This window comes from Streptomyces sp. NPDC091280, from assembly GCF_044768565.1.
Classification (GTDB): Bacteria; Actinomycetota; Actinomycetes; order Streptomycetales; family Streptomycetaceae; genus Streptomyces.
In genome coordinates, this window is record NZ_JBIVUZ010000006.1 from 143,345 (window position 1) to 160,499 (window position 17,155).

General features: G+C 71.2%; 15 protein-coding genes. 7 read left to right on the forward strand and 8 right to left on the reverse strand.

Annotated features, from left to right (window positions below):
• Nucleotides 1-45: 45 nt before the first annotated feature.
• Both ACIQPR_RS19445 and ACIQPR_RS19450 read right to left on the reverse strand, forming a co-directional pair.
• Nucleotides 46-795: an SDR family NAD(P)-dependent oxidoreductase gene (locus ACIQPR_RS19445; RefSeq protein WP_403649720.1), complete on the reverse strand. Its 750-nt coding sequence runs from the start codon at nucleotides 793-795 to the stop codon at nucleotides 46-48.
• Between the two features lie 51 nt (nucleotides 796-846).
• Nucleotides 847-1,650, reverse strand: a complete 804-nt coding sequence (locus tag ACIQPR_RS19450) for an SDR family NAD(P)-dependent oxidoreductase (RefSeq protein ID WP_403649723.1) — start codon at nucleotides 1,648-1,650, stop codon at nucleotides 847-849.
• A gap of 148 nt (nucleotides 1,651-1,798) precedes the next feature.
• Here ACIQPR_RS19450 and ACIQPR_RS19455 point away from each other — a divergent pair, with 148 nt between their 5' ends.
• From ACIQPR_RS19455 to ACIQPR_RS19485, 7 genes are all read left to right on the forward strand, one after another.
• Entirely contained in the window at nucleotides 1,799-2,788 is a 990-nt protein-coding gene (locus ACIQPR_RS19455) for a hypothetical protein (RefSeq protein WP_403649727.1), read from the forward strand.
• A 100-nt stretch (nucleotides 2,789-2,888) separates the two neighbouring features.
• A complete protein-coding gene (locus ACIQPR_RS19460; protein WP_403649730.1) occupies nucleotides 2,889-4,655 on the forward strand; it encodes an esterase in 1,767 nt (588 codons plus the stop codon).
• A gap of 179 nt (nucleotides 4,656-4,834) precedes the next feature.
• Nucleotides 4,835-5,305 (forward strand): VOC family protein, encoded by a 471-nt coding sequence (locus ACIQPR_RS19465; protein ID WP_403649733.1) that lies wholly within the window; start codon nucleotides 4,835-4,837, stop codon nucleotides 5,303-5,305.
• Nucleotides 5,306-5,425: 120 nt separating this feature from the next.
• Nucleotides 5,426-6,127: a hypothetical protein gene (locus tag ACIQPR_RS19470; RefSeq protein ID WP_403649736.1), complete on the forward strand. Its 702-nt coding sequence runs from the start codon at nucleotides 5,426-5,428 to the stop codon at nucleotides 6,125-6,127.
• A 64-nt stretch (nucleotides 6,128-6,191) separates the two neighbouring features.
• Entirely contained in the window at nucleotides 6,192-7,067 is an 876-nt protein-coding gene (locus tag ACIQPR_RS19475) for a PhzF family phenazine biosynthesis protein (RefSeq protein WP_403649739.1), read from the forward strand.
• A gap of 151 nt (nucleotides 7,068-7,218) precedes the next feature.
• Complete coding sequence (locus tag ACIQPR_RS19480; RefSeq protein WP_403649742.1) at nucleotides 7,219-8,973, forward strand: hypothetical protein; 1,755 nt, start codon at nucleotides 7,219-7,221, stop codon at nucleotides 8,971-8,973.
• Between the two features lie 188 nt (nucleotides 8,974-9,161).
• A complete protein-coding gene (locus ACIQPR_RS19485) occupies nucleotides 9,162-10,889 on the forward strand; it encodes an LCP family protein (protein WP_403649745.1) in 1,728 nt (575 codons plus the stop codon).
• 7 nt (nucleotides 10,890-10,896) lie between these two features.
• Here the strand turns inward: ACIQPR_RS19485 and ACIQPR_RS19490 are convergent, their stop codons facing one another.
• Genes ACIQPR_RS19490 through ACIQPR_RS19515 form a run of 6 tightly spaced genes read right to left on the reverse strand, consistent with a single transcriptional unit; the run spans nucleotide 10,897 to nucleotide 17,147 of the window.
• Nucleotides 10,897-11,361, reverse strand: coding sequence for a DUF5990 family protein (locus tag ACIQPR_RS19490; protein ID WP_403649748.1), 465 nt, complete (start codon nucleotides 11,359-11,361; stop codon nucleotides 10,897-10,899).
• 34 nt (nucleotides 11,362-11,395) lie between these two features.
• Nucleotides 11,396-12,370: an ABC transporter ATP-binding protein gene (locus ACIQPR_RS19495; protein WP_403650611.1), complete on the reverse strand. Its 975-nt coding sequence runs from the start codon at nucleotides 12,368-12,370 to the stop codon at nucleotides 11,396-11,398.
• Between the two features lie 23 nt (nucleotides 12,371-12,393).
• Complete coding sequence (locus tag ACIQPR_RS19500; protein ID WP_403649751.1) at nucleotides 12,394-13,431, reverse strand: ABC transporter ATP-binding protein; 1,038 nt, start codon at nucleotides 13,429-13,431, stop codon at nucleotides 12,394-12,396.
• Complete coding sequence (locus ACIQPR_RS19505; protein WP_403649754.1) at nucleotides 13,424-14,392, reverse strand: ABC transporter permease; 969 nt, start codon at nucleotides 14,390-14,392, stop codon at nucleotides 13,424-13,426. The genes ACIQPR_RS19500 and ACIQPR_RS19505 overlap by 8 nt, the downstream gene beginning before the upstream one ends.
• 5 nt (nucleotides 14,393-14,397) lie before the next feature.
• Nucleotides 14,398-15,426 carry an ABC transporter permease gene (locus tag ACIQPR_RS19510; protein ID WP_403649757.1) on the reverse strand — a complete coding sequence of 343 codons (1,029 nt, stop codon included), beginning with the start codon at nucleotides 15,424-15,426 and terminating at the stop codon, nucleotides 14,398-14,400.
• Nucleotides 15,423-17,147: an ABC transporter substrate-binding protein gene (locus ACIQPR_RS19515; protein ID WP_403649760.1), complete on the reverse strand. Its 1,725-nt coding sequence runs from the start codon at nucleotides 17,145-17,147 to the stop codon at nucleotides 15,423-15,425. Before ACIQPR_RS19515 ends, ACIQPR_RS19510 begins: the two co-directional genes overlap by 4 nt.
• Nucleotides 17,148-17,155: the final 8 nt, after the last annotated feature.

Here is a 17,155-nt window from a genome sequence, read left to right on the forward strand (position 1 = left end):
CGGGTCGTCCCACCGTGGCGACCGGTCACCTCACCCCACTTCACTTCATCGTGCGGTCCAGCCTCCGTCGACGTAGAGCTCGGACCCCGTCATGAAGCTCGCGTCGTCGGAGGCGAGGAAGGCCGTGGCGGCGGCCACCTCCTCGGGTGTCCCCAGCCGTCCGAGCGGGGTCCCCTCCAGCATCGCGGTCAACCGGGGTGTGCCGCGCCAGAGTTCGCGCGACCGGGGTGTCTCGATGAAGCCGGGGTGAAGCGAGTTCACCCTGACCCCGCGCTTCGCCCAGTGCAGCGCGGCGTTCTTCGTCATCAGCCGTACGGCGCCTTTGGCCGCGTGGTACGAGAACTGGGCGCCGAAGCCGCCGACCGTGCCGAAGATCGACGCGACGTTGACGATCGAGCCGCCGCCGGATCGCTCGATGGACGGGCCGCCGTGCTTCATGCCGAGCCACACCCCGGTCTGGGTCACGCTCAGCACCCGCTCCCAGGACTCCACGGTCTCGGTCTCGACCGTGTGCATCGTGGCGATCCCGGCGTTGTTGACCAGCACGTTCAGCTCGCCCAGCGCGGCGGTCGCGGTGGCGACCACGGCACGCCACGCCGACTCGTCCGAGACGTCCAGGGCCAGCCCGAGGGCACCGCCCCCGACCTCCTCGGCGAGCTTCTCGCAGAGCCCGGCATCGAGATCGGTCACCACGACCGTCGCCCCCTCGGCCGCGAGCCGTCGTACGACCGCGTCGCCGATCCCTCCGGTGGCACCGGTCACCAGCGCCGTCTTCCCGGCCAGCCTCGACTGCATCGGAAACCCCTGTCTGTGTCTGATGGTGTCTCACATGCCTTGTTTGGAGGGTCAGTTATGTACGCCGCGCCACGCGAGCGCGCCGCCGTCGATGACGTACGACGCTCCCGTGATGAACGCCGCGTCGTCACCGGCCAGGAAGCAGGCCAGGCGGGCGACCTCCTCCGGGCGGCCGAGCCGGCGGACCAACTGCGGTGCGGTCAGCTCGCGTTCCATGGCGGCCCGGTCCGGCGCGGCGGCGAAGTGGTCCTGGGCGAGCGGGGTGTCGACGACGCCGGGACAGAGGCAGTTGCAGCGCACCGGGGCGAGGTCGACCGCGGTGACCTTCGTCAGATGGATGACACCGGCCTTGGTGACGCCGTAGGCCGGCGCGTCGGGGAAGCCGGTGAGGCCGGACACGGAGGCGGTGTTGACGATGGCGGGCCCGCGCCGTGAGCGGCGCAGATACGGCGCGGCGAACTTGGTCGCCAGCCACACCGCCTTGAGGTTGACCTCGTAGACCGCGTCCCAGACCGCCTCGGGCAGGGTGTCGACGGCGCGGTCCGGTCCGGTGGTGAACGCGGTCTCGATGACGCCGGCGTTGTTGACGAGGACGTCGAGTCCGCCGAAGGCCTCCGCCGTGCGGGTCACCATGTCGGCGACGCTGTCGCGAACGCGCAGATCGCAGACGATCACCTCGGCCCGCGCCCCGGCGGCGCGCACCAGCTCCGCGGTCTCGGCGGCCGTGTCCCGGGTCCGGTCGGCGACCGCCACGGCCGAGGCGCCCTGCCGGGCCAGCTGGACCGCTATCGCCCGCCCGATGCCCTGCCCCGCGCCGGTGACGAGGCAGGTCCTGCCGTCCGAGGAACCCGTCATGAATCGCTCCCAGCGCCCGTCGCCACACCTGAACTGAACTTACTTCATTTGCTGCGAGTCTAGATTCGCGAGCCGTGGGCGACAAGGCTCCGGGCGGGTCCGCGTCCGGTGCGTCGATCGTCGTGCGGCGGCGCTAGCCTCGCCGGTCATGGGAGCACGAGCGCAGTACGTGGTGGTCGAGAACGGCACCTGGCGGCGGTACTACTCGCACTGGGCCGCCGGCCGGGTCGCCGACGATCTGCTGGCCGGTCCGGCGGCGGCGACGCGCCGCTTCCGTGCCGACCGGGAGATCGACCAGTGGCTCGACGATGTGTGGTGCGAGGGCGCCGCGCTCGTCGACCACGACCGCCGGACCCTGCTCTGGTTCGCCTCCCCGGACGGCTGGGCCGACCATCTCGCCGCCCGTGCCGTACTGGTCCGGACCTGGCCCGGCTGGGACGTCCGCTTCGCGCACGACGGTCTGGGCGACCTGACCCGGCACCTGGGCCTGGGGCGGGAGGCGGCCCGTACGCCGGGCTGGTTCGAGACCTTCGAACCGGCTGGGTTCGCGTACACCGAGTACGGCGAGCCGCACTCCGTCGCCTCCCTGCGGCTGCCCGACGGAAGCGTCCGCGCGTGGGGCAGCGACTGGGAGCCGATCGAACACCTCGCAGGCGGCCCCGGCCTGATCGGCCATCTCGCCGCGTCGCCGGCCACCCCCGTGCTCACCGACATGCCGTACGGGGGCGTCCACTTCGACCCGGACGCCCGCATGGTCTCGCTCTGGGCGGTGCAGACCGTGGCGGGCGTGCACGACTGGCCGCTGCCGGGCTGGGAGGGCTGGACCCTGGACTTCCGCGGCGAGGACCACACCGCGCAGGCCGGTCTGCTCCCCGTGGACTTCCCCTTCCCTCGGCCCTCGCTCGCCGCCGCACTGCGCGCGCTCGGCGACGGTCTCGGCACCCCGCCGCCCGACCATGGGGCGCTCCTCGCCCGCGCCGCAGCCGCGCCCGGCCCCGAAGACGCGACTCCAGCGGTGACCCCGGCCGCGCGGGCGCCGCGCGAACCGGCCGATCCCACCCCGGCGGAACTGGCCCCCCTGCGCATGGTGATCGCCGCGCTCGTCGCGGAAGCGGAGGCCGAGGAAGCACTGCCGTAACACTTCTAACAGAATTATCATCGAAATTGTTAACAATCGAGGACCCCTGAACGCCAGTCTGGGACGCGACCGCGCAAGCCGCCTACAAGGAGGTCCACGGGTGGACGTCAATCGCAGAACTGTGATCCGGAGCGCCACGGCCGTCGCCGCAGTCGCCGCGTTCCCAGTCGCCGAGGGCTCGGCGGGCACGGCCTTCGCCGCCACCTCGTCGTCGAGCGGTTCGTCGAGCGGTTCGTCGGGCACGTCCTCGGCGTACTCGCTGGAGTTCGATGCCACCGCCTGGTCGTACGACGCGACCAACGACGTGTACTACCAGATCGGGAAGGTGTACGTCGCGAACCCGGCCGCCACGGACTACGAGAACCTGTCGATCTACGTGCCCGGCGCCTATCTGACGGCCACCGCGAACAGCGACGGGACCACGTACACCGCGAAGCTCAACCGCAAGGGCACCGCAGGCCGGTACACAGGAGGCACCGCGCCGATCGTGATCCCGGTCAACACCCCGGGCTACGCCCACCAGGGGCCCGCCACGTCCTACAGCTACAGCGCCGTCTCGCAGTACCTCGACGCCGGGCTCATCTACGTGTGGCCGGGCCTGCGCGGCCGGGACAGCTCCACGAGCACCCGTTCCGACGCGGCCCCCTGGGGCGTCACCGACCTGAAGGCCGCGGTCCGGTACCTGCGGTACAACCGGAGCGTCCTGCCCGGCAGCACGGACGACATCGTCCTGTTCGGCATGAGCGGCGGCGGCGCCCAGGACACCGTGGCGGGCACGTCCGGCGACAGCCCCCTGTACCACCCCTACCTGCGCACGATCGGCGCGGCGATGGAGGACGCCCACGGCCGCCCCCTCAGCGACGCGGTGGCCGGCGTCATGGCCTGGTGCCCGATCACCAACCTGGAAGAGGCCAACCTCTCCTACGAGTGGAACATGGGCCAGTTCGCCTCGACCGGCACCCGCGCCTCCGGCACCTGGACCAGCGCCTATTCGACGGACCTCGCCAAGGCCTGGCCCGCGTACGTCAACCGGCTGGGGCTGCGCGACGAGCACGGCCGGCGCCTGGAGCTGACCGGCTCCGCCGACGGCGTCCACCTGGCGGGCAGCTACTACGACCACCTGATCGAGGTGATCACCACCTCGCTGAACGACTTCCTGTCGGACAACACCTTCCCGTACACGATCACGACGATGGGCGGCCCGCCCGGATCGGGCCAGACGGGCACCTCGACGACGTACGAGACGGTCGACGACTACATCGCCTACCTCAACACCGCCAGTACATGGGTCAGTTACGACGCCACGAGCAACACCGCCACGGTGTCCGGCCTCGAAGGCTTCGTCAACAGCCAGAAGAACGCGAACAAGCCGGTCGGCGCGTTCGACGGGTACTCGCGCGGGCAGACCGAGAACGGCGTCTTCGCCATGGGACTGAACGCCCCCGCGCACTTCGCGCCGCTCTCCCGTGACGTCGTCAAGGCGAACGAGACGAAGTACGCCACCTACGCCGACTGGGACTCCGCCTACGGCGCCGCGGCCTACGACAGCGACTTCGCGCAGAAGGACAGCGTGGGCAAGGACATGGCCTGGCGCGGCGAGGCGTACAACCCGCTGTACTTCCTCTCGCCCGCCTTCGCCGGCTACCGGCGGTCCAAGGTGGCACGGCACTGGCGCATCCGCACCGGCATCATGCAGGGCGACACGGCCAACACCACCGAGATCAACCTCCAATTGGCCCTGCGGAACTACGGCGTCCGCGACGTCGACTTCGCCACGGTGTGGGCCCAGGCGCACACCATGGCCGAGCGCACCGGCGACTCGACGACCAACTTCATCAGCTGGGTGGAGTCGATCGCCGGGAGGTGACGGCCGGTACGGACACACCACCGGGGCCCGACCGGCACACCACGCCGGCCGGGCCCCGACGAGGTTTCTCCGGCGATCTCCGAAATCCTCCGGCGACCTCCGATGAGTTTCGCGGGCCGGGCCGGTCTACCCCGACGTACACCATCGAGCACCGTCGAGCCCTTGACCGGAGACCCGCCATGACCACTCCCGCACACCCCGGCCGCATGCTGTTCCTCAACATCCCCGTCGTGGACCTCCCGCGCAGCAAGGCGTTCTTCGCGGGGCTCGGGTTCGACTTCAACCCGAAGTTCACCGACGAGAGCGCCGCCTGCATGCTGGTCGGCGAGCAGGCCTTCGTCATGCTGCTCACCCGCGAGAGGTTCGCGGAGTTCGCCAAGCTGCCGATGGCCGATCCCACCACACACACCCTGGCGCTGTACTGCTTCAGCGTGTCGTCCCGTGAGGAGGTCGACTCGGTCAGCGCCGCCGCGCTCGCGGCGGGTGGCACCGAGGTCGACGGCGCCGAGGACTACGGCTTCATGTACTCGCGCAGCTTCTACGACCTCGACGGCCACGGCTGGCAGGTCATGTGGATGGACCCGGCCGCCGCGGAGCAGGGCCCCGAGGCGTTCACGGCCGCCGCGCAGGACGCCGACACCCCGGCCTGACCCACCACCGCGCGAGCCGCCGGGCTCCGGCCGTCCACGGGGGTGGCGGCCGGACGGCGGCGCCGACGCACGCCGGGCCCGCCGTCGCGGTTCGGCGGGTGGACGGCTATCTTGCCGGGCATGCCGACGGTGAACTGGACCGGTGTCCGCGAGCGGACCATCGCGCTCCACGCGCGACGGAACGGGCCGGCCGACACCGCCTTGCCGCCGGCTCTGAGCGAGACGCAGGTGCGCCGGGCCGAGGAACAGTTCGGTGTGGAGTTCCCCGGGGACTACCGCGCGTACCTGCTGCGCGTCAGTGCGGGCGGCCGGGTCCGTACGCTGCGGCCCGGCCCGGACGGCTGGCACTGGGACGGCGACCACCCCGCGGACCTCGCGCACCTGCGCCTTCCGTTCCCGGATCACGACACCGCCCTCGCGGCGAGCGAGGACGTCTGGCTGGCCGAACCGCGGGAGGAGCGGTACGCCTCCGCCGAGGACTTCCGGGCCGCTCACGAGACCTGGCGGGAAGCGGCCGACGCCGCCGAGGACGCGCGGACCCACGGGACCGTACGGCTCCGCGACGACGGCTGCGGTTTCTCCACCGTCCTTGTGCTCGGCGGGCCCATGCGCGGCACGATGTGGTTCGACGGACGCGCCACCTGCGATCGCCTCAACCCGCTCCTGAACGACGACGGACAGCCCGCGGGCTTCGGCGAGTGGTACCTGGACTGGCTCACCCGCGAGGAAGCGCTGACCACCCCGGAACTGCGGCGGGCGGCCAGCGACCGGTGGCACGCGGGGACCGACGTGCCCATCTGGCTGCGCTGGTTCGACTCGTGAACCCTCCGCGCGAGGCGACGACCCCGGGGGAATGGCCGCGGCCGGCCCCCGTGTTGCCACCGGCATGACAACGAACGCGCCGCGGCCCGAGGTGCTGCGCTACACCGCCTTCTCCAGCAACCCGTCCGGGGGCAACCCCGCCGGCGTCGTCCTGGACGCCACCGGCCTGGCGGACACCGACATGCTCGCCATCGCCGCCGAACTCGGATACTCGGAGTCCGCGTTCCTCACCCCGCCCCCGGAGGGCCTCGGCGGTCCCGAGGGACGGGCGTACCGCATCCGGTACTTCAGCCCCAAGGCCGAGGTGCCGTTCTGCGGGCACGCCACCGTCGCGACCGCCGTCGCGCTGGCCGAGCGGACCGGCACGGGGGAGCTGGTGTTCGCGACGCGCGCGGGCACCGTACCGGTGGAGGTGACCGAGGAGAACGGCACGCTGAGGGCCACCCTCACCAGCGTGGAACCGCACATCGAGGAGATCGCCGACGCCGAGCTCGCCGAGGCGCTCGCCGCGCTCGACTGGCCGCGGGCCGATCTCGACCCGGCCTTCCCGCCCCGGATCGCCTTCGCGGGCGCCCGCCATCTCGTGCTCGCCGCGGCGACCCGTGCCCGACTCGCGGATCTCGCCTACGACTTCGCCCGCCTCGAAGCCTTGATGCACCGACTGGACCTGACCACCGTCCAGTTGGTGTGGCGGGAGTCGGCCACCGTCTTCCACGTCCGTGACCCCTTCCCGGTCGGCGGTGTCGTCGAGGACCCGGCGACCGGCGCGGCGGCAGCCGCGTTCGGTGCCTACGCGCGCGAACTCGGCCTGGTCCCGGGGGAGTCCGTCCTCACGCTCCACCAGGGCGCGGACCTGGGCCGCCCCGGCGAACTCACCGTGACGCTGCGCGCGGGCGACCGGCGTGTCCACGTCGGCGGCGCGGGAGCACGGATCGACTGAGGCACCGCCCGTCGCGGCCACGCTTCTTGCCCAGCTCTTCCCTTCCCTTGGTGAACCTCGACGGCTCCCTTCACCTCTACGACATGTAGTAGAGGTGGCCCCGGCGTGAACCGCCGGCGGACAAGGGCGGAACGAGGAGGAGAAGGACGCCATGGATGACGGTCCCCGCGCCGGTGGCGGTCTGCGACTGCGGCGCCGTGACGCGCCCGCCACCGCCGGGCCGCCGCTGACCCGGCCGCCCACCGCCGGGCCCGCCGCACCGCAGCAGCTGCACCGGGGGATGACGCTGATCGCCACGATCAGCCTGTTCATCGGCACCCGCGACGCCTGGACCAGGGCGATGACCTCCCATCCGCCCGTCGCCGGGATCATCTCCGTCTGCTACGCCGGGATCCTGGTCGCCGGTGTCCTCGCCCTCACCACCCGCACCCGCCGCGCCCTGACCAGGGTCGACGCCGGAGTACTGGTCCTCGCCGTGGTGCTGGTGCTCTGCGGCTACTGGCTCGACCACGCCGGCACCGACGAGGGCGTGCTCACCGCGCAGGCCGCGAACCAGATCCTGCACGGCCACCCCGTCTACGGCCAGCCCTGGCCCTGGCTCTTCGACTCCTCCTCCGTCGGCATCACCAAGACCATGTCGGGCGGCGCCGACTACACCTACGGCTACCCGCCGCTGACCGCGCTGATCGCCGCCCCCGTGCACGCCGTGGTCCACTCGACGGCCGCCGCCACCCTCGTGACCACCGGCGCGCTCCTCGCGGGCGCCGTCCTGCTGTGGCTGCTGCTCCCGGCCCCCTGGCGGCCCGCCGCCACCGCCGTGTGCCTCGGCTTCGGCTTCCTGCCCGGCTACGCCTACTCCGGCTACCCGGCCGTCCTCGCCCTGGTCCTTCTCATCCCGGTGGTGGTGAGGTGGCCCGACACCGGAGCCGGCGGGCGGCTCGGCCTGCCCGGAGTGCTCCAGGCGCTGTGCCTCGGCGCGGCCTGCGCCACCCAGCAACTCGCCTGGTTCCTCACGCCGTTCCTCCTCGTCGGCCTCTACGCCGTCCGCCGCGGCGACCTCGGCCCGCGCCTCGCCCTCGGCGTGGTCGCCCGCTACACCGGCACCGCCGCCCTGACCTGGGCCGCGATCAACGCCTACTTCGCCGCCGAGGACTTCTCCAGCTGGCTGCACGGACTGCTGCTCCCGATCACCCAGAAGGCGATCCTGCACGGCCAGGGCCTGATGGGGATCTCGTACTACTTCACCGCGGGCAGCAGGCACCTCGACTACTACTCCTACGGCAGTCTCCTGCTCCTGTTCGGCCTGCTCGCCGCCACGCTGCTGTTCGTGCGGCGGCTCGGCCCGGCGATCACCGTGCTGCCCTGGCTGAGCTTCTACCTGGCCACCCGGTCGCAGGACGGCTACTTCCTGATGATGACCCCGCTGTGGCTCGCGGCAGCCGCGACCGTGCCCGCCTCGGCGCTCGCCTCGGCCTGGCAGCCCCGTATCCCGCGGCTGACCGCACGCCCGGTCCGGGCCGTGCTCGCCGCGGGGCTGCTCGCGCCCGCCGTCGTGTGTGTGACGATCGCCGCGGCCAGTCCGCCGCCGCTGCGCATGAACGTCACGGCGGACATCGTCCAGCGCTCCGGGCACCGTGACATCACCCGGCTCGTCGCCAAGGTCGTCAACACGACCGGCACCCGGCTCACCCCCCACTTCGCCAGCCGTCTGGGCCAGGGCGCCTCCGACTGGTGGACCGCCTCGGGCGGCCCGGCGTCCCTCGCCCCGCACGCCTCCGCCACGTATCTGGTGACGCCGCCCGGCGGTGTCCGGCGGGTGCCGGGCGGCTCGCATCCGCGCTTCTATCTCATCGCCGTCACCGGTACCCCGATGACCATCACCACCGCCCGCATTCCCACCAGTTGACCGACCTTGACGCAAAATGAAAGTCCGTAAATGAGAAAGCCCCTGCGGTGTTCTCATCTGAGATTGTTATATTGCGCAACCACGCAAGCGCGGCGGGAATCCCGCCTCGTCCGACCTGACACGGCCGCGCGCCCCCTGGCCGCAGCACCGACGGCCTGAACGGCCCGACCGTTTTGTGGGAGTGCCAGATGACCGACCTCGGGGACGGCCCCGTGGGCCACGCCACGCGCAGCCGCACACGAGGGGTGCCCAGACCGCGGGCGGGTGAGGCCGACGAGCCGCTGCCCACCGGCGGCCGGGCCGCCTCCCGCGCCGCGGCCCGCCAGGCGCCGCGCGGCGGGTCCCGCGCGGCCGGCCGGGCCGCCTCGCGCCGCAAGCCGCCCCCGCGCGGCAGGCGGGTGCTGAAGGTCAGCGCGATATCCCTGTCCGTGGTGATCATGGCGACCGCGGGCGCCGGCTGGTGGTTCTACGAGCACCTGAACGGCAACATCAACAGCGTCCCGATCGACGACGGCGCGGGCGGCAAGGAGAAGGCCGACGCCTTCGGCCGCACCCCGATCAACCTGCTGGTGATGGGCAGCGACGGCCGCACCAGCGCGGCCGACTGCAAGCTGGGCGGCGGCTGCTCGCAGACCGGCGTGCAGTCGGGCAACGGCAACGCGGACGTGGAGATGGTGGTGCACATCTCGGCGGACCGCTCCAACGCCACCGTGATGAGCATCCCGCGCGACACCATGACCCAGGTCCCCGCCTGCAAGGACCCCAAGAGCGGCCAGTCGACGTCCGGCTACTACGGGCAGATCAACAGCGCCCTCCAGTACGGGCAGGCATGCCAGGTCAAGACCGTGCACGCGCTCACCGGCATCACCATCGACCACTTCGTGCAGATGGACTTCTCCGGTGTGGTGAAGATGTCCGACGCGGTCGGCGGGGTCTCGGTGTGCGTCGACGCCGACGTCTACGACACCTACTCGCACCTCAAGCTCGCCAAGGGCACCCACACCCTCAAGGGCACCGCCGCGCTGGAGTTCGTCCGCTCGCGGCACGGCTTCGGTGACGGCAGCGACCTCGGCCGTACCGTCTCCCAGCATCTCTTCCTGAGCGCGATGATCCGCAAGTTCAAGAGCGCGGGCACCCTCACCAACCCCTCGGCGGTCTACAACCTGGCCGACGCGGCGACCAAGGCGCTCACCGTCGACACCGGCCTCGGCAGCGTGAAGAAGCTCATCGGGCTCGCCGCGGACCTGGACAAGGTCCCGACGAAGCGCATGACGTTCACCACGATGCAGACCGGCGCCGACCCGACCAACGCCAACCGGGTCGTGCCCGCCGCCGCGGCGAAGAGCCTGTTCGCGACGATCGCCAACGACCAGTCGCTGACCAGCTCGTCCGGCAAGAAGTCGGCGGCGGCCACCGCGACCGCCACGGCAGCCGCCGTACCGGCCGCGCAGATCGCCGTGACGGTGGAGAACGGCACCACCATCAGCGGCCGGGCCTCCACCGTCGCCACCGGCCTGATAGACGGCGGCTTCAGCTCGGAGACGACCACCGGCAACGCCTCCGTCAGCGCGACCACGACCACCCTCACCTACGGCACCGGGCAGAAGGCCGAGGCCCAGACCGTGGCCAAGGCGATCGGCCTCGCCTCCTCGCACCTCAAGCAGGGCACCGGCACCGGTCTGACCCTGGTCATCGGCACGGACTGGCCCAGCGGCTCGACCCTCCCGGGCAGCTCCTCGTCCCCGGCCCCGGCCGACACCAAGGCGGCCACCTCCAACGCCCAGGCCTCGACCGCCGACCAGTCGAAGTCCTGCGCCAAGGTCAGCACCTACAAGACGGTCAGCCTCAACGGCGTCGCGATGACGCCGACCCAGGCGTACCGGGCGGCGACCAACAAGAAGGACTCGGCGTCCTGACCGACGGCTAGTGCGTGGCGGCGGTCCACGTGATGCGCGGAGGTTCCACCCGCGCGCACAACGGGCCGCCGTTCGCGTCGGTCAGGCCGAGACGGCCCACGAGCAGGCCCTCGTGCGCGGCGGCGGCCAGGACGTCGGCGGGCACCGAGTCGAGCATGAGCTTGGCGCGCCGGAACATCGTGAAGACCCCGTCGCCGTCGACCGTGCCCCACGACAGATAGACGAACCGGCGGCCCAACCGGTGCTGCACATAGGGGCCGTCGACCACGATGCCGTCCGGCGTGGCCTGCGTCGCGCACTCCAGCGTCCAGGTCGCGGACACCGCGTCCCCCGCCTGCGGATCGAGCAGTTCGCCCGGCCGGTCCTTGCGCTGCACGGCGACATGGACGTCGTCGTACCCCGGGCCGGAACCGTCGGCGGAGGCGGGAAAGGTACGGCCGGGCAGGTCGACGGCGTCGATACGGAGGCGCATAGGGGCCATCATGCCGCGTGCGCGCTCCGCGACCTCAGTCGATCAGGGGGAAGTGGCAGGCGGTGTGGCGGCCGGACGTCGTCTCCGTCAGCTGCGGGCGTTCCCGCGCACATCGCTCACGCGCGTACGGGCATCGGGTGCGGAAGGGACATCCCGTCGGCTTGTCCACCGGGTTGGGCACCTCCCCGGTCAGCACGATCCGCTCGCGGCGCGGCACGTCCGCACCGTCGTCGATGTCCGGGACCGCCGAAAGCAACGCCTGCGTGTACGGATGCGCCGGCTCCTTGTACAGGGCCTCCGTCTCGCCGAGTTCGACGATCTCGCCGAGATACATGACGGCGATCCGGTCCGACACATGGCGGACCACCCCGAGGTCGTGCGCGACGAAGACATAGGTGAGCGCGAACTCCTCCTGGAGATCCGCGAACAGGTTCAACACCTGTGCCTGGATGGACACGTCGAGCGCGGACACCGGTTCGTCGGCGACGATCAGCTTCGGATTCGTCGCCAACGCCCGCGCGATACCGATGCGTTGCCGCTGCCCGCCGGAGAACTCCTGCGGATAGCGGTCCAGATGGGCCGCCGCCAGCCCTACGACGTCGAAGAGCTCGGCCACCCGACGGCGCACGGCGGCCCCGTCGCCGTAGCGGTGCACGAGCAGTGGTTCCGCCACGATGTCCCCGGCGCGCCGGCGCGGGTTCAGCGATGCCTGCGGGTCCTGGAACACCAGCTGCATCCCCGGACGCACCGGGCGCAGCCGGCGCGTCGACAGGGTGCTGATGTCCTGTCCGTCGAACTCGACGCGGCCGGAGGTGAGTTCGGTGAGCCGGACCAGGCAGCGGCCGAGCGTGGACTTGCCGCAGCCCGACTCGCCCACGATGCCGAGCGTCTCACCGGCGCGCACTTCCAGCGACACACCGTCCACGGCACGGAGCACCCTGCGGTGCCGGGAGAACCCGTCCGGGCGCAGGGGGTAGTGCTTGGTGACGTCCGAGGCGCGCAGCAGCACCTCTGCCGTTGTGGGCTGTGCGCTCACGGCGTCGCCTCTCGTTCCAGGTCCGGTACGTCCGTCGCCGCGGCCCGTGCCGTCAGGCGCAGTGAGTCGCGGTCGTCGTCGGGCAGCCAGCAGGCGTCGCGGTGCGTGCCGGCACCGAGGACCGGCCGTTCCTCGCACCGGTCGTGCCGCAGCCGGCAGCGTGGCGCGAAGGCGCACCCCTCGGGCAGGTTCCCCGGTGCCACCGGCGTCCCCGCGATGGTGGGCAGCCGCCGCAGCCGGGGTCCGCCCACCCGGGGCACCGAGTCGAGCAGCCCCCACGTGTAGGGATGTCGTGGCCCGTGGAACACCGCTCGGCGCGGACCCTCCTCGGCCGCCCGGCCGCCGTACATCACCAGGACCCGGTCGGTGATCTGCGAGACGACCCCCATGTCGTGCGTGATGAGGACCACCGCCGAGCCCTCCGAGTTCAACTCCCGTACCAGGTCGAGTATGTGGGCCTGGACGGTGACATCGAGCGCGGTCGTCGGCTCGTCGGCGATCAGGAGCGCGGGGCCGCAGGAGAGGGCCATGGCGATGACCGCGCGCTGGCGCATACCGCCGGAGAACTCGTGCGGATAGGCGTTCGCGCGCGAGGCCGCGTCGGGGATGCCGACGTCCGAGAGCAGGCCGACGGCCCGCGCGTGCGCCTCCTTGCGGGACACCTTCTCGTGCGCCCGGATCTGCTCGGCGATCTGCCAGCCCACGGTGTACACGGGAGTGAGCGCGGTCATCGGGTCCTGGAAGACCATGGCGATCTCCCGGCCCCGCACCGCCCGCATCTCCTGGTCGGGAAGCGTGAGCAAGTCCCTTCCACGGAAGCGGACTTCGCCTTCGACGGTGACGTTCGCACTGGTCAGCAGTCGGAGCACGGCCAGCATCGAGACACTCTTGCCGGAGCCCGACTCGCCGACGACGCCGAGGATTTCGCCGGGTGCCACCGAGAAGGACAGACCGTCGACGACGGTGACGGAGCCGTGACGGGTACGGAAGGACACCCGCAAGTCGCGTACGTCCAGCAGGGGTTGGTCAGGCATGGCGGGCCCTCGGGTCGAGTCGGGCGTACAGGATGTCCACCAGGGCGTTGGCGAGGACGACGAAGAACGCCGCGTACAGAACGGTCCCCATGATCACGGGCAGGTCCAGGTTCTGGAGGGCGTCGAAGGTGAGCTTGCCGATGCCGGGGAGGCCGAAGACCACCTCGGTGAGCAGCGCGGCGCCGCCCACGAGCGCGCCGAAGTCCAGGCCGAACAGCGACACGACGGGAATGAGCGAGCAGCGCAGGGCATGCCGGATCAGGATGCGCCGTTCGGAGAGGCCCTTGGCCCGCGCGGTGCGGACGTAGTCCTCGGACAGCGCGGTGACGACCTCGCCGCGCAGCAGCCGGGCGTAGATCCCGGCGTAGAGCAGTGCGAGCGTCAGCCAGGGGAAGAGCAGGTGCAGCGCCCACTGGCCGGGGTCCTGGGCGAGGCCGACGTAGCCCGGTGGTGGTACCCAGGAGAACACCGAGCCGTGCAGTTGTTTCTGCGTGATGAGGTTGACGACCTCACCGAGCCAGTAGGCCGGCAGGGAGACCCCGACCACGCCGACGAGCATGATCAGCGGGTCGGCGGCCCTGCCGCGCAGGGCCGCCGCGGCGGTGCCCATGACGATGCCGGCCACCATCCAGATCAGCGCGGCGCCGACGACGAGCGACAGGGTCACCGGGGTGGCCTGCACGATCTGCGGGATGACGCGGGAGCCGCGGTTGACGAACGACTCCAGGTCCCGGTCGATCAGCAGGTGACGCATCATCAGCAGGTAGCGGATCGGCATGGGCCGGTCGAGGCCGAAGGAGTGCCGGACCTGGGCGAGCGTGGCGGGGTCGGCGTTGCGGCCGGCGATGCGGGCCGCGGGGTCGACTCCCGGTGTGGCGAAGAAGATCAGGAAGACCAGCACACTGATCGCGAACATCACCAGGAGGGCGGACGCGAAGCGTTTGACGACGAACTGGAGCACGGCCCTCACACCCCTCCGCGCAGCCGGGCGCCGGGATCGAGCGCGTCCCGCACTCCGTCGCCGAGCACGTTGAGCGCCGCCGTGGTCAGCGCGATCAGCAGGCCGGGCGCGATGGTCACGGCGGGCCGGGTGTAGAGCAGCCCGAGTCCGTCCTCGATGATCGTGCCCCAACTGGCGTCCGGCGCCTGCACACCGACGGACAGGAAGGACAGCGCCGACTCGGTCAGCATCGCCAGCGCGGTCATCAGCGGGACGAACACGATGGCCGTGGGCAGCACGTTCGGCAGCACCTCGCGGCGCAGGATGCGCGCGGTCGACGCTCCCGAGCCCACGGCCGCCTGGATGTACTCCTTGTTGCGCAGCACCAGCACCTGACCGCGCAACGGGCGGGCGATGTACGGCACATAGATCGCCGCGATGATCGCGACCGGGAGCCAGAGGCTTCCCGCCTCGACGGTGAGGGGTCCCAGGCGCAGTCCGTCGGTGAGCAGGACGACCGAGAGGCAGATCGCCAGCAGGTACACCGGGAACGCCCAGATGACGTCCAGGACACGGGAGATGACGGCGTCCACGATCCCGCCCGCGTACCCGGCGACGACTCCGACGACCGTGCCGAGGGCGCAGGTCAGCAGTGCCGCGGTGAACCCGATGAACAGGCTCGTCCGGCCGCCGTAGAGCAGGCGGGCCATGACGTCGCGGCCCTGGTTGTCGGCGCCGAGGAAGTAGTGGGCGGGGTCCCAGGTCGGGCCGACCGGAGTGACGCCGAGACCGAGGCCGGTGCTGCTCGGGGTGAGCACCGGCACCGTCTTCCCGTCGATGACCGTGGTGCCGGAGACATGGGACTGGAAGGGGTCGGTGTGCGCGATGTGGGCCGCATACAGCGGCGCGCACAGGGTCGCCAGGACGACGACGAGGAGGACGACGGCCGCGGCCAGCGCCGGCCTGTCGCGCGCGAGGTCGGCGCCGGCCGTCCGCCAGGGGCCCGGCGGGCGCCGGGCCTCCGCGGTGACCGACTGCGGTGCGGCGGTGCTCACTTGACCCACGTCTGGCCGACGAGCATGTAGAACTGCTTGCTGAACTGGTAGTTGCCCAGCCGCTTCGACGTGAAGTCGATGAGCTTCGGGTTGATCAGCGGGACGACCGGCGACTGCCGCATGATGGCCTGGTCGATCGAGCCCCACTGCGTGTTCGCCGCCGTCGGGTCGGTCTGCGCGGTCTTCAGCGCGGTCTGCATCTTCGCGTCGACGCCCTTGTCGCAGAAGCCCGAGATGTTGATGCTGGAGTCGCTGCCCGGGTGGAACGCGGCGCAGGACAGCAGCACGTTGAGGAAGTCCGAGGCCGCCGGATAGTCCTGGTACCAGGAGGTCAGGGCGAGTTGGACCTTGTTCTTGGTGTTCTGGATGTAGGTGAACTGGATGTTCGCCGACAGCGGCTTGAGCGTCGCCTTGTAGCCGAGCTGGGTGAGCAGGCTCTGTAGGTACTGTCCGATCGATTTGTTGACGTCGTCGTCCTGTACGACGATGCCGACCTCCTGCCCGGCGGTACCGGACTGCTTCACCAGCGCCTTGGCCGTGGCGAGGTCCGCGGCGGTCCAGGTCCTGCCGCCGCCCTTGGTGTAGTCGCAGGAGTCGACGTGCCCGGGGAAGCCCGGCGGCAGGATCGTGCACGCGGGGGAGGCGAGGTTGGTGCCGCCGTAGAGCCGCACCACGGCGGACCGGTCGACGGCCCAGTTGATCGCCTGGCGTGCCAACTTGTTGTTGAACGGGGCCGTGTTGACGTTCAGCGTCGCGTACCAGAACGCGGTCAGCGGGTTCACATGGGCCTGGGAGGTGTACTTGGTGCCGATCTCGTCGAGCCGGTCGGCGGGCGGCGGGTCGAACATCCAGTCCGCCTGGCCGTTCTCGACGGCGGTGACCTCGGACTCGACGGTCTGTCCGAAGGTGTAGTCGATCTCGTCCGGGTATCCCTGCGGTTCGGCCTCCCGCGACCACTCCTTGAAGTGCGGGTTGCGCACCAGTCTCAGCTCGCGGTTCGGGTCGTAGGAGGCCGCCATGTACGGGCCGGTCGTCGGCAGCGGCTTCGTGCCCGCGTCCTTCACCGGCGAGTCCTTCGGCACGATGCTGGCGTGCGGGACGGCGAGTTTGTACGCGAACTCGGAGTCCGGCGCGGTGAGGTTGACGGTGACCGTGCCGGCCGCGGCGTCGCCGGTCACCCCGCCCTTGAGTGTGCAGGACGCGGGTGTCTTGAGGCAGGCGGCGGCCCCGACGATGCCGTTGTAGAAGGTGCCAGCGGTGGGGCTGGAGACCTTGAAGATGCGCTGGAAGGACGCCACCACGTCGTCTGTGGTCAGCGCCTTGCCGTTGGAGAAGGTGATGCCCTTGCGGAGGGTGAAGGTGTACGTCTTCCCGCCGTTGGTGACCTTGGGCATCGCCGCGGCCAGGTCCGGTACGACCGTGAACGACTCCTGGCCGCCGACCTTCTTGAACGACAGCAGCCCGTCGTACATCGACTGGTACAACTGCCAGTACTGGAGCGTGTAGTTGACCTGCGGATCGAAGCTGCCGGCCGCCGCGTGGGCGACCAGCTTCAGGGTCCCGCCCTTGTGCTGAGGCTGGAAGGCGGAGGAAGCGGATGCCGACGAGGACGCGGCCGGGTCGGCGGAGGAGTCGCTGCCGGAGGACGAACAGGCGGCGGTGGTCAGGGCGAGGGCGACGGTGGCGGCGGCGAACGCGCCCCGTCCGGTGCTGCGGGACATCCAGGGAA